At 39.6% G+C, this 23,651-nt stretch carries 21 protein-coding genes; 15 read left to right on the forward strand and 6 right to left on the reverse strand.

The genetic code is table 11. The features are described 5' to 3' along the window. The first annotated feature begins 175 nt into the window (after positions 1-175). Positions 176-1,711: an AbgT family transporter gene (locus ORD22_RS05890; RefSeq protein ID WP_317644999.1), complete on the forward strand. Its 1,536-nt coding sequence runs from the start codon at positions 176-178 to the stop codon at positions 1,709-1,711. A gap of 55 nt (positions 1,712-1,766) precedes the next feature. On the opposite strand, the gene ORD22_RS05895 is transcribed toward ORD22_RS05890, so the two are convergent. Continuing rightward, positions 1,767-2,174 carry a YugN family protein gene (locus ORD22_RS05895; RefSeq protein WP_317645000.1) on the reverse strand — a complete coding sequence of 136 codons (408 nt, stop codon included), beginning with the start codon at positions 2,172-2,174 and terminating at the stop codon, positions 1,767-1,769. A 136-nt stretch (positions 2,175-2,310) separates the two neighbouring features. Between ORD22_RS05895 and ORD22_RS05900 the strand changes: the two genes are divergently transcribed. Together ORD22_RS05900 and ORD22_RS05905 are read left to right on the forward strand one after the other, a co-directional pair. Further along, the gene (locus tag ORD22_RS05900; RefSeq protein ID WP_317645001.1) at positions 2,311-2,850 is read left to right on the forward strand and encodes a YflT domain-containing protein; all 540 of its coding nucleotides are present in this window, start codon (positions 2,311-2,313) and stop codon (positions 2,848-2,850) included. A 96-nt stretch (positions 2,851-2,946) separates the two neighbouring features. Beyond that, positions 2,947-3,180, forward strand: coding sequence for a hypothetical protein (locus ORD22_RS05905; protein ID WP_317645002.1), 234 nt, complete (start codon positions 2,947-2,949; stop codon positions 3,178-3,180). A 49-nt stretch (positions 3,181-3,229) separates the two neighbouring features. Here ORD22_RS05905 and ORD22_RS05910 read toward each other — a convergent pair whose 3' ends face one another. Both ORD22_RS05910 and glnA read right to left on the reverse strand, forming a co-directional pair. Then, entirely contained in the window at positions 3,230-4,804 is a 1,575-nt protein-coding gene (locus ORD22_RS05910; RefSeq protein WP_317645003.1) for an amidohydrolase, read from the reverse strand. A 232-nt stretch (positions 4,805-5,036) separates the two neighbouring features. Continuing rightward, on the reverse strand, positions 5,037-6,371 hold the full coding sequence (gene glnA / locus ORD22_RS05915; protein ID WP_317645004.1) for a type I glutamate--ammonia ligase: 1,335 nt from the start codon (positions 6,369-6,371) through the stop codon (positions 5,037-5,039). Positions 6,372-6,678: 307 nt separating this feature from the next. Here glnA and ORD22_RS05920 point away from each other — a divergent pair, with 307 nt between their 5' ends. After that, on the forward strand, positions 6,679-6,960 hold the full coding sequence (locus tag ORD22_RS05920) for a YunC family protein (RefSeq protein ID WP_317645047.1): 282 nt from the start codon (positions 6,679-6,681) through the stop codon (positions 6,958-6,960). A 35-nt stretch (positions 6,961-6,995) separates the two neighbouring features. On the opposite strand, the gene ORD22_RS05925 is transcribed toward ORD22_RS05920, so the two are convergent. Both ORD22_RS05925 and ORD22_RS05930 read right to left on the reverse strand, forming a co-directional pair. After that, positions 6,996-7,238: a hypothetical protein gene (locus ORD22_RS05925; RefSeq protein WP_317645005.1), complete on the reverse strand. Its 243-nt coding sequence runs from the start codon at positions 7,236-7,238 to the stop codon at positions 6,996-6,998. Positions 7,239-7,267: 29 nt separating this feature from the next. Beyond that, the gene (locus ORD22_RS05930) at positions 7,268-7,456 is read right to left on the reverse strand and encodes a hypothetical protein (RefSeq protein WP_317645006.1); all 189 of its coding nucleotides are present in this window, start codon (positions 7,454-7,456) and stop codon (positions 7,268-7,270) included. 670 nt (positions 7,457-8,126) lie between these two features. Between ORD22_RS05930 and ORD22_RS05935 the strand changes: the two genes are divergently transcribed. After that, on the forward strand, positions 8,127-11,951 hold the full coding sequence (locus tag ORD22_RS05935; RefSeq protein WP_317645007.1) for a DEAD/DEAH box helicase: 3,825 nt from the start codon (positions 8,127-8,129) through the stop codon (positions 11,949-11,951). Between the two features lie 4 nt (positions 11,952-11,955). Further along, the gene (locus ORD22_RS05940; protein WP_317645008.1) at positions 11,956-12,699 is read left to right on the forward strand and encodes a hypothetical protein; all 744 of its coding nucleotides are present in this window, start codon (positions 11,956-11,958) and stop codon (positions 12,697-12,699) included. Between the two features lie 71 nt (positions 12,700-12,770). Here ORD22_RS05940 and ORD22_RS05945 read toward each other — a convergent pair whose 3' ends face one another. Next, the gene (locus ORD22_RS05945; RefSeq protein ID WP_317645009.1) at positions 12,771-12,932 is read right to left on the reverse strand and encodes a hypothetical protein; all 162 of its coding nucleotides are present in this window, start codon (positions 12,930-12,932) and stop codon (positions 12,771-12,773) included. 200 nt (positions 12,933-13,132) lie between these two features. Between ORD22_RS05945 and ORD22_RS05950 the strand changes: the two genes are divergently transcribed. From ORD22_RS05950 to ORD22_RS05990, 9 genes are all read left to right on the forward strand, one after another. Beyond that, complete coding sequence (locus ORD22_RS05950) at positions 13,133-13,429, forward strand: KGG domain-containing protein (RefSeq protein WP_317645010.1); 297 nt, start codon at positions 13,133-13,135, stop codon at positions 13,427-13,429. Between the two features lie 113 nt (positions 13,430-13,542). Further along, positions 13,543-14,889, forward strand: coding sequence for a sodium-dependent transporter (locus tag ORD22_RS05955; protein ID WP_317645011.1), 1,347 nt, complete (start codon positions 13,543-13,545; stop codon positions 14,887-14,889). Between the two features lie 236 nt (positions 14,890-15,125). Continuing rightward, entirely contained in the window at positions 15,126-15,929 is an 804-nt protein-coding gene (locus ORD22_RS05960; RefSeq protein ID WP_317645012.1) for an alpha/beta hydrolase, read from the forward strand. Positions 15,930-16,310: 381 nt separating this feature from the next. Next, a complete protein-coding gene (locus ORD22_RS05965) occupies positions 16,311-18,191 on the forward strand; it encodes an alkaline phosphatase family protein (RefSeq protein ID WP_317645013.1) in 1,881 nt (626 codons plus the stop codon). 208 nt (positions 18,192-18,399) lie between these two features. Beyond that, on the forward strand, positions 18,400-19,422 hold the full coding sequence (locus ORD22_RS05970; protein ID WP_317645048.1) for an ABC transporter ATP-binding protein: 1,023 nt from the start codon (positions 18,400-18,402) through the stop codon (positions 19,420-19,422). Then, positions 19,397-20,416 carry an ABC transporter ATP-binding protein gene (locus tag ORD22_RS05975; protein WP_317645014.1) on the forward strand — a complete coding sequence of 340 codons (1,020 nt, stop codon included), beginning with the start codon at positions 19,397-19,399 and terminating at the stop codon, positions 20,414-20,416. The genes ORD22_RS05970 and ORD22_RS05975 overlap by 26 nt, the downstream gene beginning before the upstream one ends. After that, positions 20,413-22,038: an ABC transporter substrate-binding protein gene (locus ORD22_RS05980; RefSeq protein ID WP_317645015.1), complete on the forward strand. Its 1,626-nt coding sequence runs from the start codon at positions 20,413-20,415 to the stop codon at positions 22,036-22,038. The genes ORD22_RS05975 and ORD22_RS05980 overlap by 4 nt, the downstream gene beginning before the upstream one ends. Positions 22,039-22,134: 96 nt before the next feature. After that, the gene (locus tag ORD22_RS05985) at positions 22,135-23,139 is read left to right on the forward strand and encodes an ABC transporter permease (RefSeq protein WP_317645016.1); all 1,005 of its coding nucleotides are present in this window, start codon (positions 22,135-22,137) and stop codon (positions 23,137-23,139) included. 17 nt (positions 23,140-23,156) lie between these two features. After that, a partial coding sequence (locus ORD22_RS05990) for an ABC transporter permease (protein WP_317645017.1) occupies positions 23,157-23,651 on the forward strand: 495 nt, incomplete at its 3' end.

Below are 23,651 nucleotides of genomic sequence, written 5' to 3' on the forward strand. Positions count from 1 at the left end.
TCCTTGCTATGCATGCCATGAAGAAAAAGGTGTGGACATTAATCTACTGAAAAAGAACTATTACAAAAAAATTAATTATTTAGAAAATACATACAAATTAAATTGAATATATGCAATAATGATACTTATTCGATAAATCTTTGATATAACTGACGATACAGAGAGGAGAATAACTATGGGCAATGAAGGTACTGCTAGAAAAGAAAGGCGCGGGTTATTCAATCGCTTTCTAGACTCTATCGAAAAATACGGGAACAAGTTACCGGATCCGGTCATGCTTTTCGTATATATTACAGCTATTATTTTAATTTGTTCCTTTATTTTTGGTAAGCTCGGAACTACGGCTATTAACCCTGGAACGGGCGAAGAGATTGTGGTGATCAATCTTTTAAATGGTGAAGGATTCATTAAGATGATGTCGAACCTAGTCGTGAACTTTACGAGTTTTCCACCGCTTGGTTTAGTGTTAGTTGTTATGTTCGGTGTAGGACTTGCAGAATCTACAGGTCTCATTTCTGCGGCGATGAAGGTAACCATTTTAAATGCACCAAAAAAGATTATTTTACCGGTCATCGTGTTAGTGGCGATTTTAGGAAATGCTGCTGCTGATGCGGCTATGGTCGTATTGCCTCCAATTGTTGCGATGATTTTCATTGCGCTCGGACGTCATCCGATTGCTGGTTTGGCGGCAGCTTATGCATCTGTTGCAGGTGGATTTTCTGCAAACTTGATCTTGAGTGTACTCGATCCATTAATCGCAGGATTTACGGAAATAGGCGCACAGATTTATGATCCAACGTATATAGCAAATCCGGCGATGAATTACTATTTCCTTGCTGTTTCTGCAATAATTTTAGTGCCTGTCGCTGTATTGGTTACAACGAAAATAGTAGAACCGCGTTTAGGGGCTTACGAGGGGGAAATGGAAACAGTTGAAGATTTATCTTCTATTGAAAAGAAAGGTTTAGTATGGGCAGCGTTGTCTGTCGTGGCTTTTGTAGCTATTATCTTATACTTATCCATTCCACAAGACGGCCTATTGCGTGATCCAGAGACAGGATCTTTGACTAAATCACCTTTAATGGATAGTCTCGTACCATTTATGATGATTATGTTTATGCTTCCGGCATTAATTTATGGGAAAGTTGTTAAAGTGATTAAGGACTCGAAAGATTTTGCTGATCACTTAGCAAGAGCGATGTCAGGCATGGGAATGTATATCGTTATTGCGTTCGTAGCGGCGCAGATGATTGCGTACTTTAGTTGGAGTAACCTAGGGCCGATAGTTGCGATAAAAGGTGCGGAAACGTTGGAAGCATTAAGCTTGAAAGGGCTTCCTCTGTTCATTGGTTTCATTATTGTAGCCGCTTTAATTAACTTCTTAGTCGCAAGTGCTTCTGCGAAGTGGGCGATTCTTGCCCCGGTGTTCGTACCGATGTTCATGATTCTAGGTTATAACCCAGCAGTTACACAAGTGGCTTATCGTATAGGTGATTCCATTACGAATCCAATCACGCCGATGCTTGCCTATTTTGCTATTGCTTTAACATTTGCGAAAAAGTATGATCCAAAAATGGGGATTGGAACGTTTATGACGTCGCTTCTTCCATTTTCAATTGCCTTCAGTATTATGTGGATTATATTATTCGGAATCTGGTTTGTACTCGGTTTCCCACTTGGTCCAGAAGGTTCTATCTTGTTGAATAAATGACAAAAAGGGATATCCATTGAGGGTATCCCTTTTTCAATCATCAGTAGTCTTTAATTCATTCGAGGTACTGCAAAATATCTTCGATTGCTAATTCACCAGCGGTTTCCCAGCGGCTTTTATCGCGGATTCCCGCATCTTTATCTACTGGCTCCTGAAATTGATTAAACGAACCACTTAATAAAGAACTTGCATTCCGGTCAAGACCGGTGTTAACGACATGTTTGATCACATAAGGTTTTTTGAATTTAATATACGTATTATAATCGTCTAACTCACCATCATGAACGACAAATGGGACACGCAAGTAAATCGTCTCTCCGCCTTCACGTGATAGAATGGAATCAAAATGTCCCCTATTATAATCCCAACCGCCTCCAAAATGATATCCGTGATCTGAAACTTTATCGCGAAGCGGTCCAAAACACGCAAGTTTTCCTTCAATAGGCGTATCTAATTCCAGCATGCAATCACTCCTTTTTATTAGAATCCCTATATTCGTTGAAGTTTATACATGTTGTATGACTTTTTTGCAAATGTTTCTTAATATGACGAAAGGGTAAAATAAGTAAACAACAGGAGAAAATAAGGAGGAGAGTCTAATGAGTAGCAATCGATATATGGGAATGTATTTTAATGAGATGGAATTGATGAATAGAGTGCAGGAACTAAAGAGTGAAGGATGGCCGGAAGATCATATCTATGTAGTAGTGAAGAACGATGACCAGCTGACGATGGTAAGGAGTCGAACAGGAGCAGAAATTAAATCATCGGATGATTCCTGGTGGGGACGTTTCATGGGCTTCATTTCCGGCGAAGATCATGTGCATCGAATGGTAAGTAGTTTAGAGTTAGGGTCAGAAGAAACAGAACAGTTTTATCGTGAAATTGAGCAAGGCGGTATGTTGCTATACGTCGATTCAGGGCAAGCAAATCAGCAGTATATGGACAATACCGATTTTTATGGATTAAACCGTGGCGGAACAGATATCAATTTGGGTGCAAATGGATTAAGTGTGACAGATCAAGAGTTAAACGGTGGCGATCCTGCATTTAGACTGAATAAAACATTGCCAAATCCACTCGGGAATGAAAAAGATGAACGAGTACATGGAGATGAAATCAAACGGAGTCGACTGTAAAGAGGTTCGAATCCGGTGATAATTTAGCAACACTCTTGTGAACTTATTCATCGTCAGGTAAAATGAATGTAAAGCTACCAGGAAGGGGAAGAGTGTATGTTAAAGCATCCGGGTATTGCAGCCGTACTCAGTTTTTTCTGGACTGGTGTCGGACAAATCTACAATGGACAAATTCTTAAAGGGATTTTACTCATTATCTTGCAAGTGGTGAATGGCCTGCTAATGTTTATACTTATCGGATTTATTACCTATCCACTCGTATGGATTTGGGGAATATACGATGCCTATAAGACCGCTGAACGAATGAATCGAAACCAAACATACTATTAATAAAAAAATGTCCCGCCACATGGTTGGGACATTTTTTATTGAACTGATTTTAAGCATGGACATCGTACATAATTTCACCAGCAACTACAGTCTTCACTACTGTTATTGCAGGGATGTGATCGACAGCTACCGAAAATACATCTTCTGCTAAAATGGTGAAATCTGCATCGAATCCAACTGCTAGGCAACCACGTACATGTTCTTTTCCAATCGTAGCAGCCGCACCGGATGTGAAGAGTTGTACTGCTTCATAGCGACTGAGTTTTTGTTCTGGTAAATAGCCTTCATGTTGTTCAATCGGTAATCGTCTCGTAATTGCAGCGTGAATTCCAAGCAAAGGATTTGGATCTTCTATTGGTGCGTCCGAACCTCCACCACATATAAATCCTTTATCGAGAAGTTTCTTCCAAGCATATGCCCAGTCGAACCGATCATTTCCTAGACGTTCTTGCACCCAAGGGAAATCAGATGGGACGAAAGCAGGCTGAATATCTAAGACGATTGGCAATTTCTCCATGCGTTCTACTAAATCGTCACGCAATAAGACGACATGTATTAAGCGGTCTTTTTTACCCACAGGAACTGGATATTTTTCAATAACATCAAGTGCTTTTTCAGTAGCTAAATCACCAATTACATGGATCGCCACAGCTTCTCCATAGCTACGAGCGGTCTTTACATAGTCCTCTAATTCTTCATCTGTTAGGACAGCAGTACCGATGTTTTCTGCATCATCCGCATAAGGCTTGCTAAGTAATGCGGTACTACCGCCAAAAGCTCCATCTATGAAAAACTTCATCTCACCTGGCTCTACCCATGGTGAATTGTATGTAGCTTGTTCATCTGTCAATTGTTGGAATACGCTAAAATGACGCAATACATGCGTACGGAATTTTCGTTTGCCACCGAGTACGTTATTGAATGCTTGTAAAGGGGTTTGGTAATTACCGTAATAACCTAAGTCATCTGTTACAACACCGGTTAATCCAAGCGATAATAAATGATCTACTGAAGTTTCTAAAGCTTTTGTTACATAGGCTTCGGTAGGTTCAGGTAATAGCTGCAGGACGCGATGCATAGCACCTTCCTTTAATAGTCCAGTTGGTTCTCCATGTTCGTCGCGCTCAATTACACCATCATCTGGATCGGGCGTATCTTTTGTGATACCAGCTAGTTCCAATGCTTTAGAATTAACGATTGCCGCATGCCAACATGTACGTTTTAAAAGCATTGGTGATTTTGTAATCGTGTCGAGTTCATAACGCGTAAAGATTTTTCTGTCTGGGAAATTATTTTCATTCCAACCTTCGCCTATAAACCATTCATCTTCTGGCAAATCTTTATAAGCATGCATTAACTGATCCATCATGTCAGCAGAGGATGTAGCCTGCGAGAGATCTAATCGCAGCAACTTCTCTCCTTGACCGATAATATGCATGTGATTATCTATGAATCCAGGATAGACAAAAGCTCCTTGTAAATTTATTTCTTGCGTTGCTTGATCTTTTAATTGTTCATAGGAACCGATTTTTGTAATTTTACCATTTTCCGTTAGTAGCGCATCTACTGTATGACCTTCTTTTTGTAGCGTATAAAAAACTGCATTATGCCAAAGTGTTTTCAAATCGACCCCTCCTTACTATCTACTCTGCCTATAATAAACTGATACTAGCAAATGGACAATAGAAGAGGCACTTCAAACGAACCACTAATTATTAAAATGGCGGGAAATACTAGGAAGAGTCAAAAGCTACTTGTGTAAACTGTAGTGAACGCACTACTAATGAAGCTTCAAGTTTCGACAAAAAAACTGTCGCAAGAAGCCGTAACATACGACTACTTGGACAGCTCCTTATTTAATACATTTTCATATAACGATCAATTTCCCAAGGATGAACCGTAATTCGATAACTTTCCCATTCCTGATGCTTCGCTTCACTAAAATTCGCAAATATATGTGCGCCTAATGCATCTTGAATTACTGTATCTTCAGATAAAGCAATCAACGCATGATCTAAATCAGTAGGCAACGTTTCAATACCATTTTCCGCAAGTTCTGAAGCTTTCATCTCATAAATATTTCGATCTACAGGTGCAGGAGGATTTAATTCGCGCTTAATGCCATCAAGTCCGGCTTTTAAAATCGCAGCCATTGCCAAATATGGATTAGCAGAAGAATCAACAGAACGTACTTCCACGCGTGTACTTAATCCGCGTGAAGCGGGAATACGGATCAACGGACTACGGTTCTGTGCAGACCAGGCGACATAGCATGGAGCTTCATAACCTGGAACTAATCGCTTATAAGAATTGACGGTCGGATTCGTAATCGCAGTAAATCCTCGTACATGCTCTAGCACACCTGCCATGAATTGATACGCCGTTACACTTAATTTGCGCTCGCCTTGTTCGTCATAAAAGACATTTTCTCCATCTTTGAATAGCGACACGTTACAATGCATGCCGGATCCACTAACACCATACAATGGTTTCGGCATAAATGTCGCGTGGAGACCGTGTTTACGTGCGATTGTTTTAACGACTAATTTAAAGGTTTGGATATTATCACAAGCAGTCAATACATCGGCGTATTTAAAATCGATTTCATGCTGACCCGGTGCTGCTTCATGATGAGAAGCTTCTACTTCAAAGCCGAGTTCTTCAAGTTCAAGTACGATATCCCGACGACAATTTTCACCTAAATCCATCGGTGCCAAATCAAAATAATCCCCATGATCATTCAATTCCATTGTTGGTTGTTTATTTTCATCCAATTTAAATAGAAAGAATTCTGGTTCGGGTCCTAAGTTGAAATGAGTAAACCCTAACTCTTTCATTTCGTCGACAATTCGCTTTAAGTTCCCACGTGGATCACCGGAAAATGGTTCGCCGTTTGCAAGATATACATCACAGATTAGACGGGCGACCTTTCCTGCACCTGAAGGCCATGGAAATACCATCCATGTGTCCAAGTCAGGTACTAAGTACATATCGGATTCCTCTATCCGTACGAACCCCTCAATTGAAGACCCGTCAAACATCATTTTATTATCCAATGCTTTTTCGAGTTGGCTAATTGGGATCTCTACATTTTTAATCATGCCAAAAATATCAGTAAACTGAAGACGGATGAAGTTTACATTATTTTCTTCCACGAACGTATAAATATCTTCTCTTGTAATGTTTCCCATCTGGCCACACTCCTTATGATTGTTTGATACGAAAGGTCCTCGTAACATTTTTCTATAATAATACTTTGAATAGAAGAACACAAGTATTTGTTTCTATTTTTTGAAAGAAATACAGTACTTAAGTTCCTGTTTAGAGGATGTTGAAGATGAATGAAATAAATTTGTTGTAAGTTAGTCCTAGTGTGTTGCAGGTAACTGATGTAATCGAACCTGTCGTTATTTACTGATCAAATAGGCAACTTTTCGAGCTAGCAATCATATAGTGTGTGGTAAAGGAGCGGATCAGTTGATCGAACATCGAGAACTTATGATAAATGGAGAGGAATTTCAAGCAGTCACGGTGAAGTTACCGAAGACGACACTTCTAACAGTATCCAATAATACGGGCTACATTATGTGTGGTGCGCTAGATGTAGGTTTATTAAATAGTGTATTGGCAGATCGGAAAATTATAGCGGGTCGGGCTGTCGGGGTGAAGACGATTGAACAGTTACTTGCGGCACCGTTAGAATCTGTGACGCTTGAAGCGGAGAGGATTGGCATCAAAGCAGGTATGGTGGGATCGGATGCGTTGTTGAAAATGACATAAAAATGGCGCCTCTACATGAGGGCGCCATTTTTATGTCATCGTGATTCTTTTTCATATTTCTCTTCGGTGGATGAACGATTTTTTGTTTCGCGATGATGTCTCTCTTCTTCCTCTTCCATTCGAACATCTTCCAAAGGAATTGCATCTACAGTTTGCATATCTTCGTGCATATCATAAATACTTTCTTTATCTGTCTTTATATTTTCGGGATTATCCATGTATCCGCCTTGTGCATCTTGCCGATCTTTTTCTGTGAAAACTTTTTTCTTATCATTCATTAATTTCTACTCCTTTGCATTCTATTAATTTAATCTAAGAATCTACCGAGCAAGCCTTTATTTGATTTTGGGGGTTGTTGTTTTTGTGAACGATCACCGCGCATTGGTGTGTCGTTAAATGCATCAAATTGTTTGGATAATTTCTCGCGTGATTGTTTGTTACGCATCAAATAGGCTGCGCCTAGTCCGATAGCTGTCAAAGCCATTCTTTTATTCATGAAATTACCTCCTTCTCCTGATTGCTTAGTTCTTGTCTTCCCTAATTCATTGAAAATAAACACACGCAAATAGAAAAAAATAGAGGACTGCCATCCGTCAGAAAATCCTGACATCCGGCCGCCCTCTACTTCTCAATCAGTTTGCGGAAAATTTTTTGTTGCGAACTACACCATACTGACGATATATTGTACGCTCGTCGTATGCGTCTTCTACTGCTCGAACTACTATGTGAGCAGTTCCTTCAATTGCACTTACACAAAAAGCTTTCTTCGCCCTGCTTGGTAAACCTGTCTTACGATGGAACCTAAAAAGCAGATTCCTTAACCGAGTGTACCCAATTGCCAGTAAAGAAAATTTTCCGCCAAGGCTGTGCAGCTCTTCCGGACCTAGCAAATCACTTACTTAACTCGATCTACTGGTTTCCTTCAGTTTGCCTTGTAGTCATAGTATACCCCAGTAAACCATTCCTAAACATCTTTTTTTAAATTAATTTAAAAACTTTTTAAAGATTTTTCTTACTCGCGGTAAATGTGCTGATGATCTATAATAGAGGACTGAGGTGAGAGCTTTGAACAATGAAATAACAGGGAAAAGCATGAACATCCATCTTGCTGTAAAACCCTATTATGGAAAGAAAACTAAGCGATGAATACTATACGGAATTCGGAAATGATTCCTTGCAGTCTTGAAATTACGAAAAATGCCCGCAAAGGCGTGGAGCAGTGGTTTCTAAATGAACAGGCATTTGTTTCATCGGAATCTACTTTTGATATACATATTGAGAAAAAACCTGCCAATCGTCAAGGGAACCAGTCTTATGCACTTTTCTTTGATCCGCGTACAAATAAAAAGTTTGCTAAAGAGGTTCAACAACGTGTGGCTGTCATGGAATGTGTGTTAAAGCCAGATGGTCTAGTTGCGACTGGGTTTCATGTCAGAGGAGCAAGAGAACCTGTGCAGACGAATCGCCGACTTCATATAGCGATGAAGTTTCGATTAAATCGTGTGGGAGTTGCTCTGCCGATTGAGTTCTATACGAAATTACGTGAACTACCAATAGCGGAAGAACGTTCAGAGTACGTCAAGAAAAGAATTGAAAGTTGGGAAGGTTATCTTCAAATTGCAGAGAAAAATGCGGATGTTGAGGATATTTCTTGTACGTTTACGCAAAGCAGCTTTTCAAGTGATTTTACAAAACTGCACCTTCAATGCAAGAACTTGCAGACGAAGAACTGGAAGCAATTACGAGGGTTTAGTGTGAAAATGCTAGAGCTTTCTACAGAAATCGGACAAATTATCGATGTCCAAAAATCTCAAAAGATCATCGTAGTGGAAATGAATCAACGTTTTCAAAAACGATCACGGCAAGAACATTGGTTACCTACATCAAATAAAAAAATAGTGCTAACGAACTTTGCAGAATTAAGTCAGATCAGAAGACTACGCAAAGGGTTTAAAGATTTGCAAGAAGGGCTTGCAGCAAACGCCAATCTAGAGAAAGTATTATTTGAAGAACGTCCGGTCGTGCAGATTAACAATAAGCAACTTGACCTTGAATATCATAATAATTTAAATGAATTTCAACGAGAAGCTGTGACAGGTGCGATGAAAGCACATGACCTATTCGTCATTCAAGGACCTCCAGGCACAGGGAAAACAACGGTGATTTCGGAGATTTGCTATCAAAATGTTAAGGCGGGATTGCGGACATTGGTTGCTTCCCAATCGAATCTAGCTGTAGACAATGCGCTTGGGCGGCTGCTAACAGATCCCGCTACTCGAATTTTGCGTTATGGACGATCTGAAAGTATTGAAGAAGAGGGCAAACGGTTCATAGAAGAGAATGTCGCTCTTCATTGGCGAAATGAAACGCTCGAAGCTGTCCAAGCGACACGTGCGATTTATAAAGAAAAAGATCGAGAAATGTTGCAACAAGTAGAACAGCTTGAACATAAAAAACACCAAAAAAGGAACAAAGAATTACAACTGACAGAACAGCTGCGTCAGCAAAAGTCCTTAAAAATAGAGCTGCGTGATATAGAGAACAGTCATTCCGCAGAGCGAGCTCTTCTTGATCAAGTGACACAAAGACTATCTGATAAAAAACAAGCGATTATTCAAGCGGAACAACAACTACAGTCGCTAACAGAAGAATTGAATATCCTGCAAGTGAAACTAGACCAGCTACCTACTAAAGATGAAGTGACAGAGAAACTTAGAAATCTACAAAATGAGCTGCAATCGTTAAAGAAAATAGAAGAGTACATTACGTTACAAGCGAAATTACAACAGTCGATCAACGACCGTGAGCGCATCACAAACGCTATAAAAGAATGGCCAACTACAGAGCATTCGTTTAGTGCTGCCCAACAGCAAATTAGAACAATTACCAAAATGGACGCAGTGCAAAAAGTGCTTTCTGAACAACAAGTTGAATTGCCAATCCATATCGTTTTACGAATAAATCAGTTGAAACGACTGATCAAATCAATTGAATCAGGAGAATTCACCTATGAATTTCAAGAATGGAAAGAACTTTTCGAACGATTTCAAACAGCAATTGATAAAACAGAACAGCTTTTATTGAGTCAACAATATCCTGTCTCTACTATTGAAAAACGCTCTACCGAAAACTTCACAACGATTCAAGAAATGCACGGGATGATTGATCGGCTAGGCAGATTTCTAGTGGATCCGACAACGAAAAAGATATTGCAAATTAAAGGGGCTAGTCCAGAAAAAACAGTAGTCTTGAAAAAGATTGCACAAGGTATGTCTCTGTTTTATGTAAAGGAAGAAATTGTGCGTGATAAAGGAGCAGCCATTCAGCAACAGCAATTTCAAGCAGTAAAGAAGTTATTTGCAGATGTTAAAAATGAAATACTCCACTTTCTAGCTAGTCAACAACGTGAAATACAACAGAAAAAACAACGACTACTACAACAGGATATGGAACTAAAGGAACAACAACAAATAATTCAAACAGAGTTGGACGCTTGGCTACAAATAAATGATGCCCCGCAAGCTCCTTTAGAGTTACAGCAAGTAGCCAATGAAATTAGCGACTTAGAAGTGGTGATTTTCGAGTGTCAGCAACAACTACAACAAATCATTCAGACGATTTCTTCGTTAGATACAGCACAAAAAAGATTGTCATCCTACATGGAGCAACAAAAAGACCGTCAGCAACAACTCATCGTCATTGAGCAAGAACAACGACAAATGCAACAACAGTGCAGTCAACTCTCAACAAGAATCGATGAAATTAAGAGCCAACTGGACCCGACTATTGAAAATCAATTAACACAAATAGCGAAAGAATTTCACGAAACAACGGAGCAATTGCAAGAGCTCAATAAAGAACACGAACAACTGCCAATTCTCCAAGAACTTCAGGAACAGTGGGAGCAACTTTTACAAGAAGCTAATGATTATGATTTAGACGAAATACGAAAACTATATGTGGAACATGCGAATGTCATCGGTACGACTTGTGTTGCTTCCGCATCCAAAAAGTTCATGGATGAATATCCTGTATTTGATGTCGTTATTATTGACGAAGTTTCTAAAGCTACACCACCCGAATTGCTTTTACCTATGCTGAAAGGGAAAAAGGTGATTCTTGTAGGTGACCATCATCAGTTGCCACCATTAGTCGGTCAGGAAACGATGGATGAGTTAGTCGATCAGCAAAAAGATCCTGAAGTGCAACGAGAGATGAAAAAGCTATTGAATGAATCATTATTTGAGAGACTGTTCCGAACGTTACCTAAGCAGAATAAAACAATGCTCAGTATTCAATATCGAATGCATGAAAAGATAATGGCGACGATTGCGCCGTTCTATGAGGAAGGGAACTATCGATTGCAATGTGGCTTACCTGATTCAGATGCAATGCGTGATCACTTACTTGAGACAGATTTGATTGGGCGAAAAGATCATCTGCTCTGGCTAGATACACCGAATACACATCCGTATTTTGAAGACAAAGTCAAAGGTGGAACGAGTCGATTCAACGAAGCAGAATTAAACATTATAGAACAGACGCTAGAAGACTTAGAGGAAGCGACGAAACAAGCAAAAATAGCAGGGCGTATGAATGAAGAAGACAAGAAGAGTGTGGGTGTCATCAGTTTTTACGGTGAGCAAGTAAAGCGTATTGACCGATTGATTCAGCAAGAGCTGAAACCGAAACAATTACATTGTCGTACAGGTTCAGTAGACAAATTTCAAGGGATGGAAATGGATATCATCATTTTAAGCTTTGTTAGGAATCATGGAGATGCTAGCGGGGACATTGGATTTGCAAAAGACTATCGACGGTTGAACGTGGCATTATCAAGGGCGCGGGAATTGCTCATTATTGTTGGAAGTTCCGAAATGTTCACGATCAAAACAAAGAACGCATCTACGCGCGATATGTATCGCCAACTGAAAGAAGTTGTTACGTCCCAAGATGGTTTGAAAAATGCAGCAGTAAATAAAGGAAGGTGAGCGTGTGGACTCTCTTCGGAAAAAGCTACAGCGAGAGATACAGCAACAAGCAGATATCCAAATACAGCAGTCCGATAGTTGGGGGTTGCCTATCGACCTCGTCAAAGTACCTTATATGACGATTAAACGAACAACGATGGATATTTTGATGAAGATGATTTTATTGACGCTGCAAAAATTAGAAGTTTCTAAGCCGAAGATGATTGCGGAGTTTTTGGCCGTAGAGCCTTTATTTGTAGAGGATTTATTCGCCAGGATGGAAGTAACTCGTATGATTGAGCAGAGAAAACGTATCTATCGGCTGACAAAAGTAGGGATAGAGCAACTTCAATCAGGCATCTATGAACATCCAGCGGAAAAAAAGGAAACCAATTTTTATTATAGTTCTTATCATGATGCCATCTTGTGCCAATACGGAGAAGGTTTGAAAGATGAAAAACTTAAACTTTTTCGACTGGCTACGAAGCAACAGAATGGAGCAGAGGATCTACCAAAAGAACAATTACGAACTGCACTTCTTCAAGCAGGTGTAGAAGAGACAGAAGGTTCACTACAAATCGTAATCGATAAAATAGGAGTTCCCGTGACTATAGAAAGTCAGTCCATTCCGTGTATAGAGTTTTATGTTTATAACCGTACCGAGGATCGTTATTATACAAGAGTTTGGAATACGTTACTAGAACAATGGGATGAACGGTTAGAGAAGTTAATTGATGAACTAGATCCGTTGAAGAAGTTAAAAAAATAGATTGAAAAGGCAGTGAAGGGGTAAGGTCCTTCACTGCCTTTTTTATCATTCATTTCAAGTTAACCATGAATTTAAGAATTATTTCTTCCTTGTTTTTTAGGTTGTTTTCGCAACTCCGTTAATTCTTTTGCCATCTCTTCTCTCATATCTTTAGGGGCAATTTTTTCATTCTTTGGTGTCTGAGGTAATGAACCCGAATTATTGCTACCTTTCTTATGTTCATCGCGTCCCATAGTTCCACTCCTTTCTGACATGAAGTTCTTGTTAGGTTGGTCTAATGGAATGGGAATATACGCTTTATTTCGCAATGAAATATATGTTGTTAAAACACGATGATAAACTGGCAAATTGTTTACTGCGTAGTGAATTGGGAATATAAGCACTAAGCTTACTGACAAGTTAGTAAATAAAAATACTAGGAGGAAGTATATATATGACTAATCAAAAAGGTTCCAAAAACAACGAAACGAAAATGACATTAGAAGAGGCGGGGCGTAAAGGAGGACAAGCAACTTCGAAAAAGCATAATCGAGAATTTTATGAACAAATAGGACGTAAAGGTGGAGAGGCTACAGCGCAAAAACATAGTACTGAATTTTATAAGGAAATTGGTCGAAAAGGTGGACGTGCGACATCTGAAAAATACGACAAAGAATTTTATGAATCGATTGGTCGAAAAGGAGGAGAAGCGCGAGCGAATCAACGTACAGATCAGGTGGATTCTGAGTAAATTCCACAGTATTCATACGTATGAATAATAGAATAGATGAAAATCCTCTTGTTTCTACTGAAAGAGTACAGTATAACTGTAATTAGTAGAAATGAAAGGAAGTAGGTGAGACTGTGGATCAACGGAAAGAACAATGGTCATCAAAGCTTGGATTTATCATGTCATCAGCTGGTGCAGCAATCGGTCTTGGGGCTATCTGGAAGTTTCCTTATGTAACCGGGATGAGTGGCGGAGGAGCATTTTTCCTTCTATTCGTAGTCTTTACAATTTTAATCGGCTTGCCAATGCTTATATCAGAATTTGTTATTGGACGTGGTGCTGGAAAGGAAGCAGTGAGTGCCTATAAAAAGCTAGCTCCTAATAGTACGTGGCCATGGATTGGTAGATTGGGCGTGGCAGGTTGCTTCTTGTTACTGTCTTTCTATAGTGTAGTAGGTGGATGGGTTTTCGTATATAGTGGCTTATCGGTACAAGGAAAGATTATTAGTGAAGGAGCTTCTTATTCCGAACAATTTGGTTCTATCGTAGGTTCACCTGTCACTACATTAATCGGTTTATTGTTATTTACGATGATTAACGTCTTAGTTGTTTCATCAGGCGTGCAAAACGGTATCGAAAAAGCGAATAAATATATGATGCCTTTGCTATTTATCTTTTTTATTATTTTAGTCGTACGTTCGTTAACGTTAACAGGTGCAATGGAAGGTGTATCATTTTTCTTGAAACCAGATTTTTCTAGTATTACAAGAGAATCTGTTCTATATGCTCTAGGTCAATCCTTCTTTTCACTTGCCGTCGGGTTTTCTTGTATGGTCACCTATAGTTCGTATTTAAAAAGAGATGTTAGCCTTACAACATCAGCCACTTCAGTTGTAGGGATGAACTTATTCGTTTCGTTATTAGCTGGACTAGCAATTTTTCCGGCAGTTTTTGCATTCGGTCAAGAGCCAGCTGCAGGTCCTGAACTTCTGTTTATGGTATTACCAGCAGTATTTTCTCAGCTACCATTCGGACAAGTATTTTTGGCTTTATTCCTAATTTTGTTCTTATTTGCGACATTAACGTCATCATTCAGTTTGTATGAGATTATCGTGGCGGCACTAACCGCTAGCGGAAAACGTTCTAGAAAAGCAGTTACGTGGATTATCGGACTCGTTGTGTTTATCGCAGCGATACCATCCGCACTATCGTCGAGTACATTGTCTAGCTTTACCATATTCGGTAAAAGTGTTTTTGATGCTACAGACTATTTAGTAAGTAATATCCTACTACCGACGGGCTGTCTATTGATTGCTATTTTCATCATACGGAAAATGGATCAAGTGCTAGTACGTGAGGAATTTACATTAATGAGCCCACAATCAAAAAGCTACTATCCTTTATGGCATCTATTAATGAAATGGGTAGTGCCACTAACGATTATTGTCGTATTTTTAAATACACTAGGTATTGTTCAATAGCAAAGAGACTCTCATATATGGGAGTCTTTTTGTTTTAAGATAAACGAGTTAGCGAGTTGAAAGTATAGGGTTACACTGCGTTCTCCTCCGAAGTAGGCATCCCGGACTGATTAGTTAAGTTGAAATTTTAGTTATGTTTCTTGATGAAATATTCGTACATTTGACTTCTGATTATTTTAAGTGTACAATACCTATTAAACATGTAGGGATAATTAGTTATAGAGAGGTGAATGGGAATGCAAAAACATCTAACGATTCGTTCTGGAGAAAATAATTTATCTGGGGTATTGCATCTTCCTGAATATACGAAAGCTAAAATACCATTAATCATATGTATTCACGGATTTGTCGGAAGCAAAGTGGGGGAGCATCGCCTATTTGTAAAAGCAGCGCGTTATTTCACAGAACGTGGCTATGGGGTATTCCGTTTTGACTTTAGCGGCTGTGGGGAAAGTGATGGGGATTACGGTGACGTCACAGTAACGAAACAGTTACGAGAAGTGAAAGATGTAATAGATTATGTAAGCTTACTACGTGGAATCGATGAAGAGCGTGTGACGTTGATTGGCCACAGTCTAGGTGGAGCAGTTGCATCTTTGACAGCCGCAAAAGATTCGCGAGTGAAGCAGCTACTTCTATGGTCTCCAGTAGGCAAGCCGTATGAAGACATCACAGGTATTCTCGGACCAAAAGCGGTTCATGAAATTTTTAAAGAAGGTCAGCATGACTACCTAGGATTCATGATTAGCAAAACGTTTATCCAAGACTTAAAAAAACATCAGCCACTTGAAGAAATTCGTTCATATACTGGCCCTGCTCATATTATTCATGCAGCAGCAGATGAACAAATTCCTAAAGAACATGCTGTACGTTATAGCAATTCGCTTAATAGAAGAGAGAAAACAGAATCTGTTTATGCTCAATATATTGAAAGTGCAGATCATACGTTTTCTAGCTATTCATTTGAAGATGAATTATTTAGCAAGAGTAGCGCATGGTTGGAAGGAAATACAAGTGATCAAATTGCCTTGCAACCTTAAGCGATACGTAGTAAATAAAAATAGTGGGCTGCAAAATCTGTTTCCGCAGATCTTGCAGCCCTAAATTGGATTGTAGGAAGAGTTCATTGACAACATACTAGTCTACTGTATGCTACCAATCTCATACTTGACATTAACTAGTACGAGCTAACCGTACCTACTACCGAATCAAGTGATCGTAGCTTTGGATTATGAAGAATTGAAAAGATTACAACTAAAATTGTAAAAAAATTTAAATAAGTCAAAAGAACTGGGGATTTTTATCTTTTTTTATTATAGCTAGTTAGCAAGTTTACCTTATTTTCATCAAGGGAATAGTGCAACAAAGAGAGGGATGCTAGTATGATGAAAAAAATAATATTCACCTTTACTTTGATTTTTATGAGTAGTAGTACAGTTGACCAATCCGTTTACGCTATGGAATCTACTGGCACAATTAGTGTGGTTTCATTCGATGGGATGGGCTATGTGGATACGCAACGTTATAAAAATAAAGGAGTTATGAAAAACCTTGAAGAACTAGAGAGAAAATCTGCTTACGCGACGGATTTCATTACGGTCACACCTTCTTTGACAGCCCCTTCACATGCAGCGATGGCTACTGGTGCAGGACCTGCGAAGACTGGAATCGTTAGCAATAGCTTTCATTCTACAGGAGAAAAGGTAGATAATGATCAAAGTGGATTCTCTCAGACATTAGGAGTAACTCCGATTTGGAAAGAAGCTAGAAATCAGGGGAAAGTGACTGCTACTGTTGCTTTTCCAGACTCGAATCCGGATAATGCGTCGGCAGCTACGTATGCTGTGTATTCTGGAGGTACGTTGGCAGATGCAAAGTTGCATGAGTTGAAATTTACGATGATTAAAGATAAACGTGTGGAAGCTTTATCGTCTGATCGCGTTGAAGTTATGGAAGCTGTCATTCCTTTGGATATAAAAAATGTACCTTCCAAAGAGCTATATGTATTAGTGACTGACGAAAAGGAACCTGCCATTTACTTATCCACTAATCGAAAAGAAGTTGGACAGCAAGTATCCATGAAAGATTGGATTGCTGTGATGCTCGATCTTCCTGACACGGAAAGTACGGGGTTTTATGTGAAACTTAAAGGAGACGTTGATGATTTAGAAACGCTTCAATTATTCCAAGGGACCGTAATGGGAAGTATTTACAGAGGTCCGGATAGGTTTGCTGAAACTATTTCTTCGGAATTTGGATTTTATCCGTCGCCCGATGAGATAGATGCTTTTAAAGCAGGAGACATCACGAGAAAAGAGTATGAGCAAGTAAGTGAACGTTTTACGGATTGGGTAACGGATGTCAGCCTATTTATAAAAGAACGGTACACACCAGATTTGCTGTTTTACTATTATCCCCATGTAGATAATGAATTGCATAATTTTTTATTGATTGATCCAGCACAACCAGGGTTTGATATAAAAAACTTCACTGAAAAAGAAGGCTATGTCAGATGGGCTTTTCAACTAGCGGATCAAGTGATTGGAAGGATCAACAATGCATTGACTTCGAATGATCATTTATTAATAGTTTCGGATCATGGACTGGAGCCTATCCATACAAGACTGTCACCAAATAAAGAGTTAGAAAAGGCTGGGCTACTTGTAAAAGATAAAAAAGGAACGATTGATTCCTCAAAAACATTAGCGTATGCAGAGGCCAGTGGAACAATTGCACATATCTATGTCAATCTGAAAGGCCGTGAGAAAAAAGGAATTGTAGGGCTGGAAGAATTTGAAGCAGTGAAGAAGCAAGTTGTAGAGACATTTAAGGATCCTACGATATTTTCAACTATTGAAGTGAATCCATCAGATGCGGGTATACCAGCACTTCGATGGTTGCTTGGAGAGAAGCGTTTTGCTTATACCTATCCTGTCGTACCTATATTATCTACGCTTCCTAAGACAAGCTTCCAACCCTATGAGAAAGTATGGACGAAAGGTATGCCGGAATATGATGCGATTACTAATGATAATAGTGGAGATATCTATTTATCAGCGGCTCCAGGCTATTTGATGGGGAAAGATGCAGAAACCGCTATTGAACCAACAAAGGAATTAGGTAGTCATGGTGGAGATCCAATGAGGCCGAGATTGCGTCCGATCCTTTACGCATATGGTCCGAAGATTAAGTCTGGAGAAATATCCGAACGAATATCTATGGTAGATATCGCACCGAGTGTATATGAATTGTTAGATATACAGGTTACGGATTTTGTAGAAGGTAGTTCAATTTGGAAATGATAATAATTATACAAGTAACGGAATAAATATAATATCATATGATTTTTCTGCGAATAAGAAACGCGTAGGTAGAACATTCTTCCATGCGTTTTTTTGTGCAAAGTTTTCTAACTATATTATTCTACTGAAAAAGTATCTTGCGTTTAAATGCAAAAAAAGTATAATAGTGAGTAATGAGTTATTTCAGAAAAAAGAAAAAGGTGAGCAAATGAACGAAAGAAAGAAATTACTTCAAGTAAAAGATTTGCAGACGACCTTTTTCACAGATTCAGGAGCTATTCCAGCTGTAGATCATGTAGACTTTTATGTGAGAGAAGGAGAGATTCTCGGAATCGTTGGAGAATCCGGATGTGGAAAAAGCGTAACCTCCTTGTCTATTATGCAGTTGGTACCCAGCCCACCAGGGAAAATTACTGGAGGAGAAATACTATTTGAAGGTCAAGATCTCCTAAAAAAGACGGAGAAGGAAATGAGAGAAATCCGCGGAAATGATGTCGCAATGATTTTTCAGGAGCCAATGACTTCCTTAAACCCTCTTTTTACAATTGGGAATCAAATGACAGAAGCGATTTCTCTTCATGAAAAGAAATGGTCGAAGAAGCAAATTAAAGAGCGAGCAATTGAAATGTTAAAATTAGTAGGGTTGCCACGTTCTGAAGAAATTATGAAAGAGTATCCACATCAGCTTTCAGGTGGGATGCGTCAGCGAGTAATGATTGCGATGGCACTTGTTTGTGATCCAAAAGTATTAATTGCAGATGAGCCAACAACAGCATTAGACGTAACGATTCAAGCACAAATCTTGAAATTGATGCGAGAATTGAATGAACGCATGAATACAGCTATTCTATTAATCACGCATGATTTAGGTGTGGTCGCTGAAACATGTGAGCGAGTGGTTGTTATGTATGCAGGACAAGTGATAGAAGAAGCACCAACTGACGTGATATTTGAGAATCCATGCCATCCATATACGCGTGGTTTGATACAATCGGTTCCGGATATGCGTGAGAAAAAGGACCGTCTATATTCAATTCCAGGCAATGTGCCAAAGCCAGGATCTATCGAAAAAGGCTGTAGATTCGCGGCTAGATGTGAAAGCGCTTTCTCTAGGTGTTATGTAGAATCACCGGAACTTTATAATAACTCCGATGTTCACCAAACTAGATGCTTCTTATATGATGAGCAAGAAGGAGTGACAACAGATGAACAAGCCACTATTGAAGGTTGACGGACTAAAGAAGTATTTCCCTATCCGAAAAGGACTAATGGGTAAAACTGTCGGTCATGTCAAAGCCATTGATAATATTTCATTTCACGTCAATGAAGGCGAAACACTTGGGATTGTAGGGGAAAGTGGTTGTGGAAAATCTACTACAGGCCGTACGATTATGCGTTTGCTTGAACCGACTGAAGGGGTTGTAGAATTCGAAGGAAGAGATTTGAATTCCTTATCCACAAACGAAATTCGTAAAGTGCGACGGGACATCCAAATGGTTTTCCAAGATCCATATGCATCTTTAAATCCACGTCATACAATCGGCAAAATTCTTGAGGAACCACTTCTTGTGCACGGAGTCAGTAATGCTAAAGAGCGTCGTAAAAAAGTTGTGGAGTTTTTGAAAATTGTAGGACTCAGCGAGTATCATGCGAAACGCTATCCTCACCAATTTAGTGGCGGACAGCGTCAACGAATTGGTATTGCAAGAGCACTTATGACAAATCCGAAGCTTATTATTGCGGACGAGCCAGTTTCTGCGCTCGATGTATCCATTCAAGCGCAAGTACTGAACTTGATGCAAGATTTGCAGGAGGAATTTAATTTAACGTATATTTTCATCGCACATGATCTAGGTGTAGTACGTCATATTAGCGATCGTGTAGCGGTTATGTATTTAGGGAAAATAGTAGAGATTACGGAAAGTGAAGAGTTATACGCTAATCCGCTACATCCTTATACACAAGCCTTACTATCTGCTGTGCCTGTTCCAGATCCGAAGTATAAAAAGGAACAAATCATCATCGAAGGAGATATGCCGAGCCCGGCGAACCCTCCAAGTGGTTGTTCATTCCACACACGTTGTCCATTTAAAATGGATGTATGTACGAAAGTAACTCCTGTGTTAGCTGAGGAAACTCCCGGTCATTCTGTTGCCTGCCATCTTTATACGGAGGAAGGTAACGATGATATAGAAAAGAAAAAACAATTGGAGGGGTCTGTATGAGGAAAGGGAAGTTATGGTCACTTGCTTTAATCATGGTTCTCGTCTTGTCTACTGCACTTGCAGCATGCTCGGGCGGAGACAAAGAGAACAGCGGCGATAAAGACAAAGATGCTGCAGATAAAGGCGGAAGTGAGAATGAGACATTAGTGTTTGGTCGAGGAAATGATTCGACATCTCTTGATCCATCACGCGTAACAGAAGGCGAAACGTTTAAAGTTACAGTGAATTTATTTGAAACTTTATTGAATTTCGGTGAGCAAGATACGACAGTACAACCTGGTCTTGCAAAAGAGTGGGAAGCATCTGAAGATGGATTAACGTACACATTCCAATTACAAGAGGGCGTTAAGTTCCATGATGGAACAGATTTCAATGCAGATGCTGTTGTTAAAAACTTTGAGCGCTGGGCAAATGGTGATGCGGATACATTCCCATACTATAACTCCATGTTCGGTGGATTCAAGGATGATGAAGGTCATGTAATCGAATCAGTAAAAGCTGATGGCGACAATACGGTAGTTATTACACTGAAGCGTCCACAAGCACCATTCTTGAAAAACATTGCAATGAGCATGTTCGCAATCGCAAGCCCTGAAGCATTTGAAAAAGGCGACGATCAGTTTGAACGTAATCCAGTCGGTACAGGTCCATTCAAGTTTGTAGAGTGGAAGCCAAATGAAACCATTACAATTGAAAAGAACACAGATTATTGGCAAGAGGGTCTACCGAAATTGGATCGTGTTATTTTCCAATCAATTCCGGATAACTCGGCTCGTTTGAATTCTTTGCTGACAGGTGGTATTGATTTAGCTGATGGAATCAACCCTGCAGATGGAGTGAAAATTGAAGAGAATGATAAATTACAGTTATTTGAGCGTCCTTCTATGAACGTTGGATACTTAGGATTAACTGTAACTCGTGCACCGTTTGATAAGAAAGAAGTTCGTCAAGCGTTGAACTATGCAATTGACAAGCAGACAATCGTGGATACATTCTTCGAGGGACGTGCTGAAGTGGCGGCTAATCCAATGCCATCATCCATCTCTGGTTACAACGAAGACATAGACGCATATCCGTATGATCCTGAAAAAGCAAAAGCATTATTGAAAGAAGCAGGTCTTGAAGATGGATTTGAAATGGAATTATGGGCAATGCCTGTTCCACGTCCATATATGCCAGACGGAACGAAAGTTGCTGAAGTAATTCAAAGTAACTTAGCTGATGTTGGAATTAAAGCAAAAATCGTTTCTTATGAATGGGCTACTTATCTCGACAAAGCAAGCAAAGGAGACGCAGATGCGTTCATGCTAGGTTGGACAGGGGATAATGGTGATGCTGATAACTTCTTGTATGTATTGTTAGATGAAGACAATATCGGTAGTAACAACTACACATACTTTAAGAATGCTGAAACGCATAAATTATTCTTAGAAGCACAAACGGAAATTGATGAGGACAAGCGTAACGAATTGTATAAGCAAGCACAAGTGATTCTTCATGAAGAAGCGCCTTGGGTACCACTTGCTCACTCGATTCCATTGCTTGGTGGATCGAAAGAATTGACCGGTTTCGTTCCGCATCCTACAGGTTCCGATTTATTATCAAATGTAGAATTTAAATAATGCAGAAGAAAATCGTATGAACGAAGAAGAGGGAGAAGCACGCTTTCTCCCTCTCTTTGATTCATCGATAGGATCAGAGCCGGAGGGGTGAAAGAATTGTTCAACTATACGATAAAAAGACTTCTGCAACTAATTCCTGTCCTGCTAGGTATGACATTTTTAGTTTTCATGTTGATTCGTGCAATTCCAGGTAATCCAGCACAAGTGATTTTAGGGCAACAAGCGACAAAAGAAGCGGTTGAGGCATTGACGATTAAACTCGGTCTGGATCAACCTTGGTATACGCAATATTTTAGTTATCTAGGTGGTATTTTAAAAGGGGACTTAGGCGAATCTATGCGAACACGTCTCCCTGTAGCAGATGAAATTTGGCCTTATTTAGCAGCTACGTTAGAACTTGCTTTATTCGCTATAATTATCGCAGTAGTTGTAGGGATTAACGCAGGAATTATTTCTGCATGGTTCCAAAACTCATGGTTCGACTATAGTGCGATGGTGTTGGCTTTAATTGGTGTTTCTATGCCAATCTTCTGGTTAGGGTTGATGGGTCAGTGGGCATTCGGTATTGAATTACAATGGTTGCCGACAACGGGTCGTGAGAATGTCAGGGATCCCGTAACTGCGATAACGAACTTATACATAATTGATACGTTGATTCAAGGAAGATTTGATCAGTTATGGGAGGTTATCCGTCATTTAATCTTACCTGGATTAGCCCTTGCAACGATTCCAATGGCTATTATTGCTAGAATGACTCGTTCAAGTATGTTGGAAGTAATGCGTTCTGACTATATTCGTACGGCGCGTGCGAAGGGACAGAAAATGTTTTGGGTTGTCTACAAACATGCTTTGAAAAATGCGATTATCCCTGTATTGACAATCATTGGTTTACAAATGGGCTTGCTTCTAGGGGGAGCTATTTTAACAGAAACTATTTTCGCATGGCCGGGGATCGGACGCTATATTTATGACGCGATAAACTTTAGAGATTATCCAGTCATCCAGTCAGGTATTCTGATCGTTGCATTTATTTTTGTCATGATCAATCTAATCGTAGACTTACTTTACGGATTAATTGATCCAAGGATTAAATATGATTAAGGAAGGAGGAACAGTTCATGTCAGAATTAACGCCTAAGGTAGATGGAGTAGCAGAAGCGCAATTGGAAAAGACAACAGGACCTTGGCGGGAAGCTTGGATAGGTTTTCGTAAAAGTAAAGTAGCGGTTGTGGGTGCTGTCATCGTTCTACTTTTTATCATTCTTGCTATTTTCGGTCCACTCGTCACTAAAGAAGGAATTAACGAACAGCTAATGGCAGACCGACTGCAACCTCCTTCTGCACAATATTGGTTCGGTACGGATGACTTTGGTCGAGATATTTTCTCACGGATTATTCACGGTGCACGAATTTCCCTATCAGTCGGATTTTTCTCAGTAGTCGGTTCGATTGTTGTAGGTAGTTTCCTTGGTATTGTGGCTGGTTATTACGGTCGTTGGGTCGATACGATCATTTCCAGGATATTTGACATTATGCTCGCATTTCCATCGATTCTATTAGCGATTGCGATCGTTTCTGTATTAGGACCAAGCTTGCGTAACGCATTGATTGCG

The sequence above is a fragment of the Sporosarcina sp. GW1-11 genome (assembly GCF_033088395.1).
GTDB lineage: Bacteria > Bacillota > Bacilli > Bacillales_A > Planococcaceae > Sporosarcina.

Coding starts and splice junctions, on each gene's coding strand:
- ORD22_RS05905 (WP_317645002.1), top strand. CDS start 2,947: ATGTTAAAGCATCCGGGTATTGCAGCCGTACTCAGTTTTTTCTGGACT.
- ORD22_RS05895 (WP_317645000.1), bottom strand. CDS start 2,174: ATGCTGGAATTAGATACGCCTATTGAAGGAAAACTTGCGTGTTTTGGA.
- ORD22_RS05980 (WP_317645015.1), top strand. CDS start 20,413: ATGAGGAAAGGGAAGTTATGGTCACTTGCTTTAATCATGGTTCTCGTC.
- ORD22_RS05975 (WP_317645014.1), top strand. CDS start 19,397: ATGAACAAGCCACTATTGAAGGTTGACGGACTAAAGAAGTATTTCCCT.
- ORD22_RS05960 (WP_317645012.1), top strand. CDS start 15,126: ATGCAAAAACATCTAACGATTCGTTCTGGAGAAAATAATTTATCTGGG.
- ORD22_RS05920 (WP_317645047.1), top strand. CDS start 6,679: ATGATAAATGGAGAGGAATTTCAAGCAGTCACGGTGAAGTTACCGAAG.
- ORD22_RS05965 (WP_317645013.1), top strand. CDS start 16,311: ATGAGTAGTAGTACAGTTGACCAATCCGTTTACGCTATGGAATCTACT.
- ORD22_RS05935 (WP_317645007.1), top strand. CDS start 8,127: ATGATTCCTTGCAGTCTTGAAATTACGAAAAATGCCCGCAAAGGCGTG.
- ORD22_RS05925 (WP_317645005.1), bottom strand. CDS start 7,238: ATGAATGATAAGAAAAAAGTTTTCACAGAAAAAGATCGGCAAGATGCA.
- ORD22_RS05890 (WP_317644999.1), top strand. CDS start 176: ATGGGCAATGAAGGTACTGCTAGAAAAGAAAGGCGCGGGTTATTCAAT.
- glnA (WP_317645004.1), bottom strand. CDS start 6,371: ATGGGAAACATTACAAGAGAAGATATTTATACGTTCGTGGAAGAAAAT.
- ORD22_RS05900 (WP_317645001.1), top strand. CDS start 2,311: ATGAGTAGCAATCGATATATGGGAATGTATTTTAATGAGATGGAATTG.
- ORD22_RS05970 (WP_317645048.1), top strand. CDS start 18,400: ATGAACGAAAGAAAGAAATTACTTCAAGTAAAAGATTTGCAGACGACC.
- ORD22_RS05950 (WP_317645010.1), top strand. CDS start 13,133: ATGACTAATCAAAAAGGTTCCAAAAACAACGAAACGAAAATGACATTA.
- ORD22_RS05945 (WP_317645009.1), bottom strand. CDS start 12,932: ATGGGACGCGATGAACATAAGAAAGGTAGCAATAATTCGGGTTCATTA.
- ORD22_RS05930 (WP_317645006.1), bottom strand. CDS start 7,456: ATGAATAAAAGAATGGCTTTGACAGCTATCGGACTAGGCGCAGCCTAT.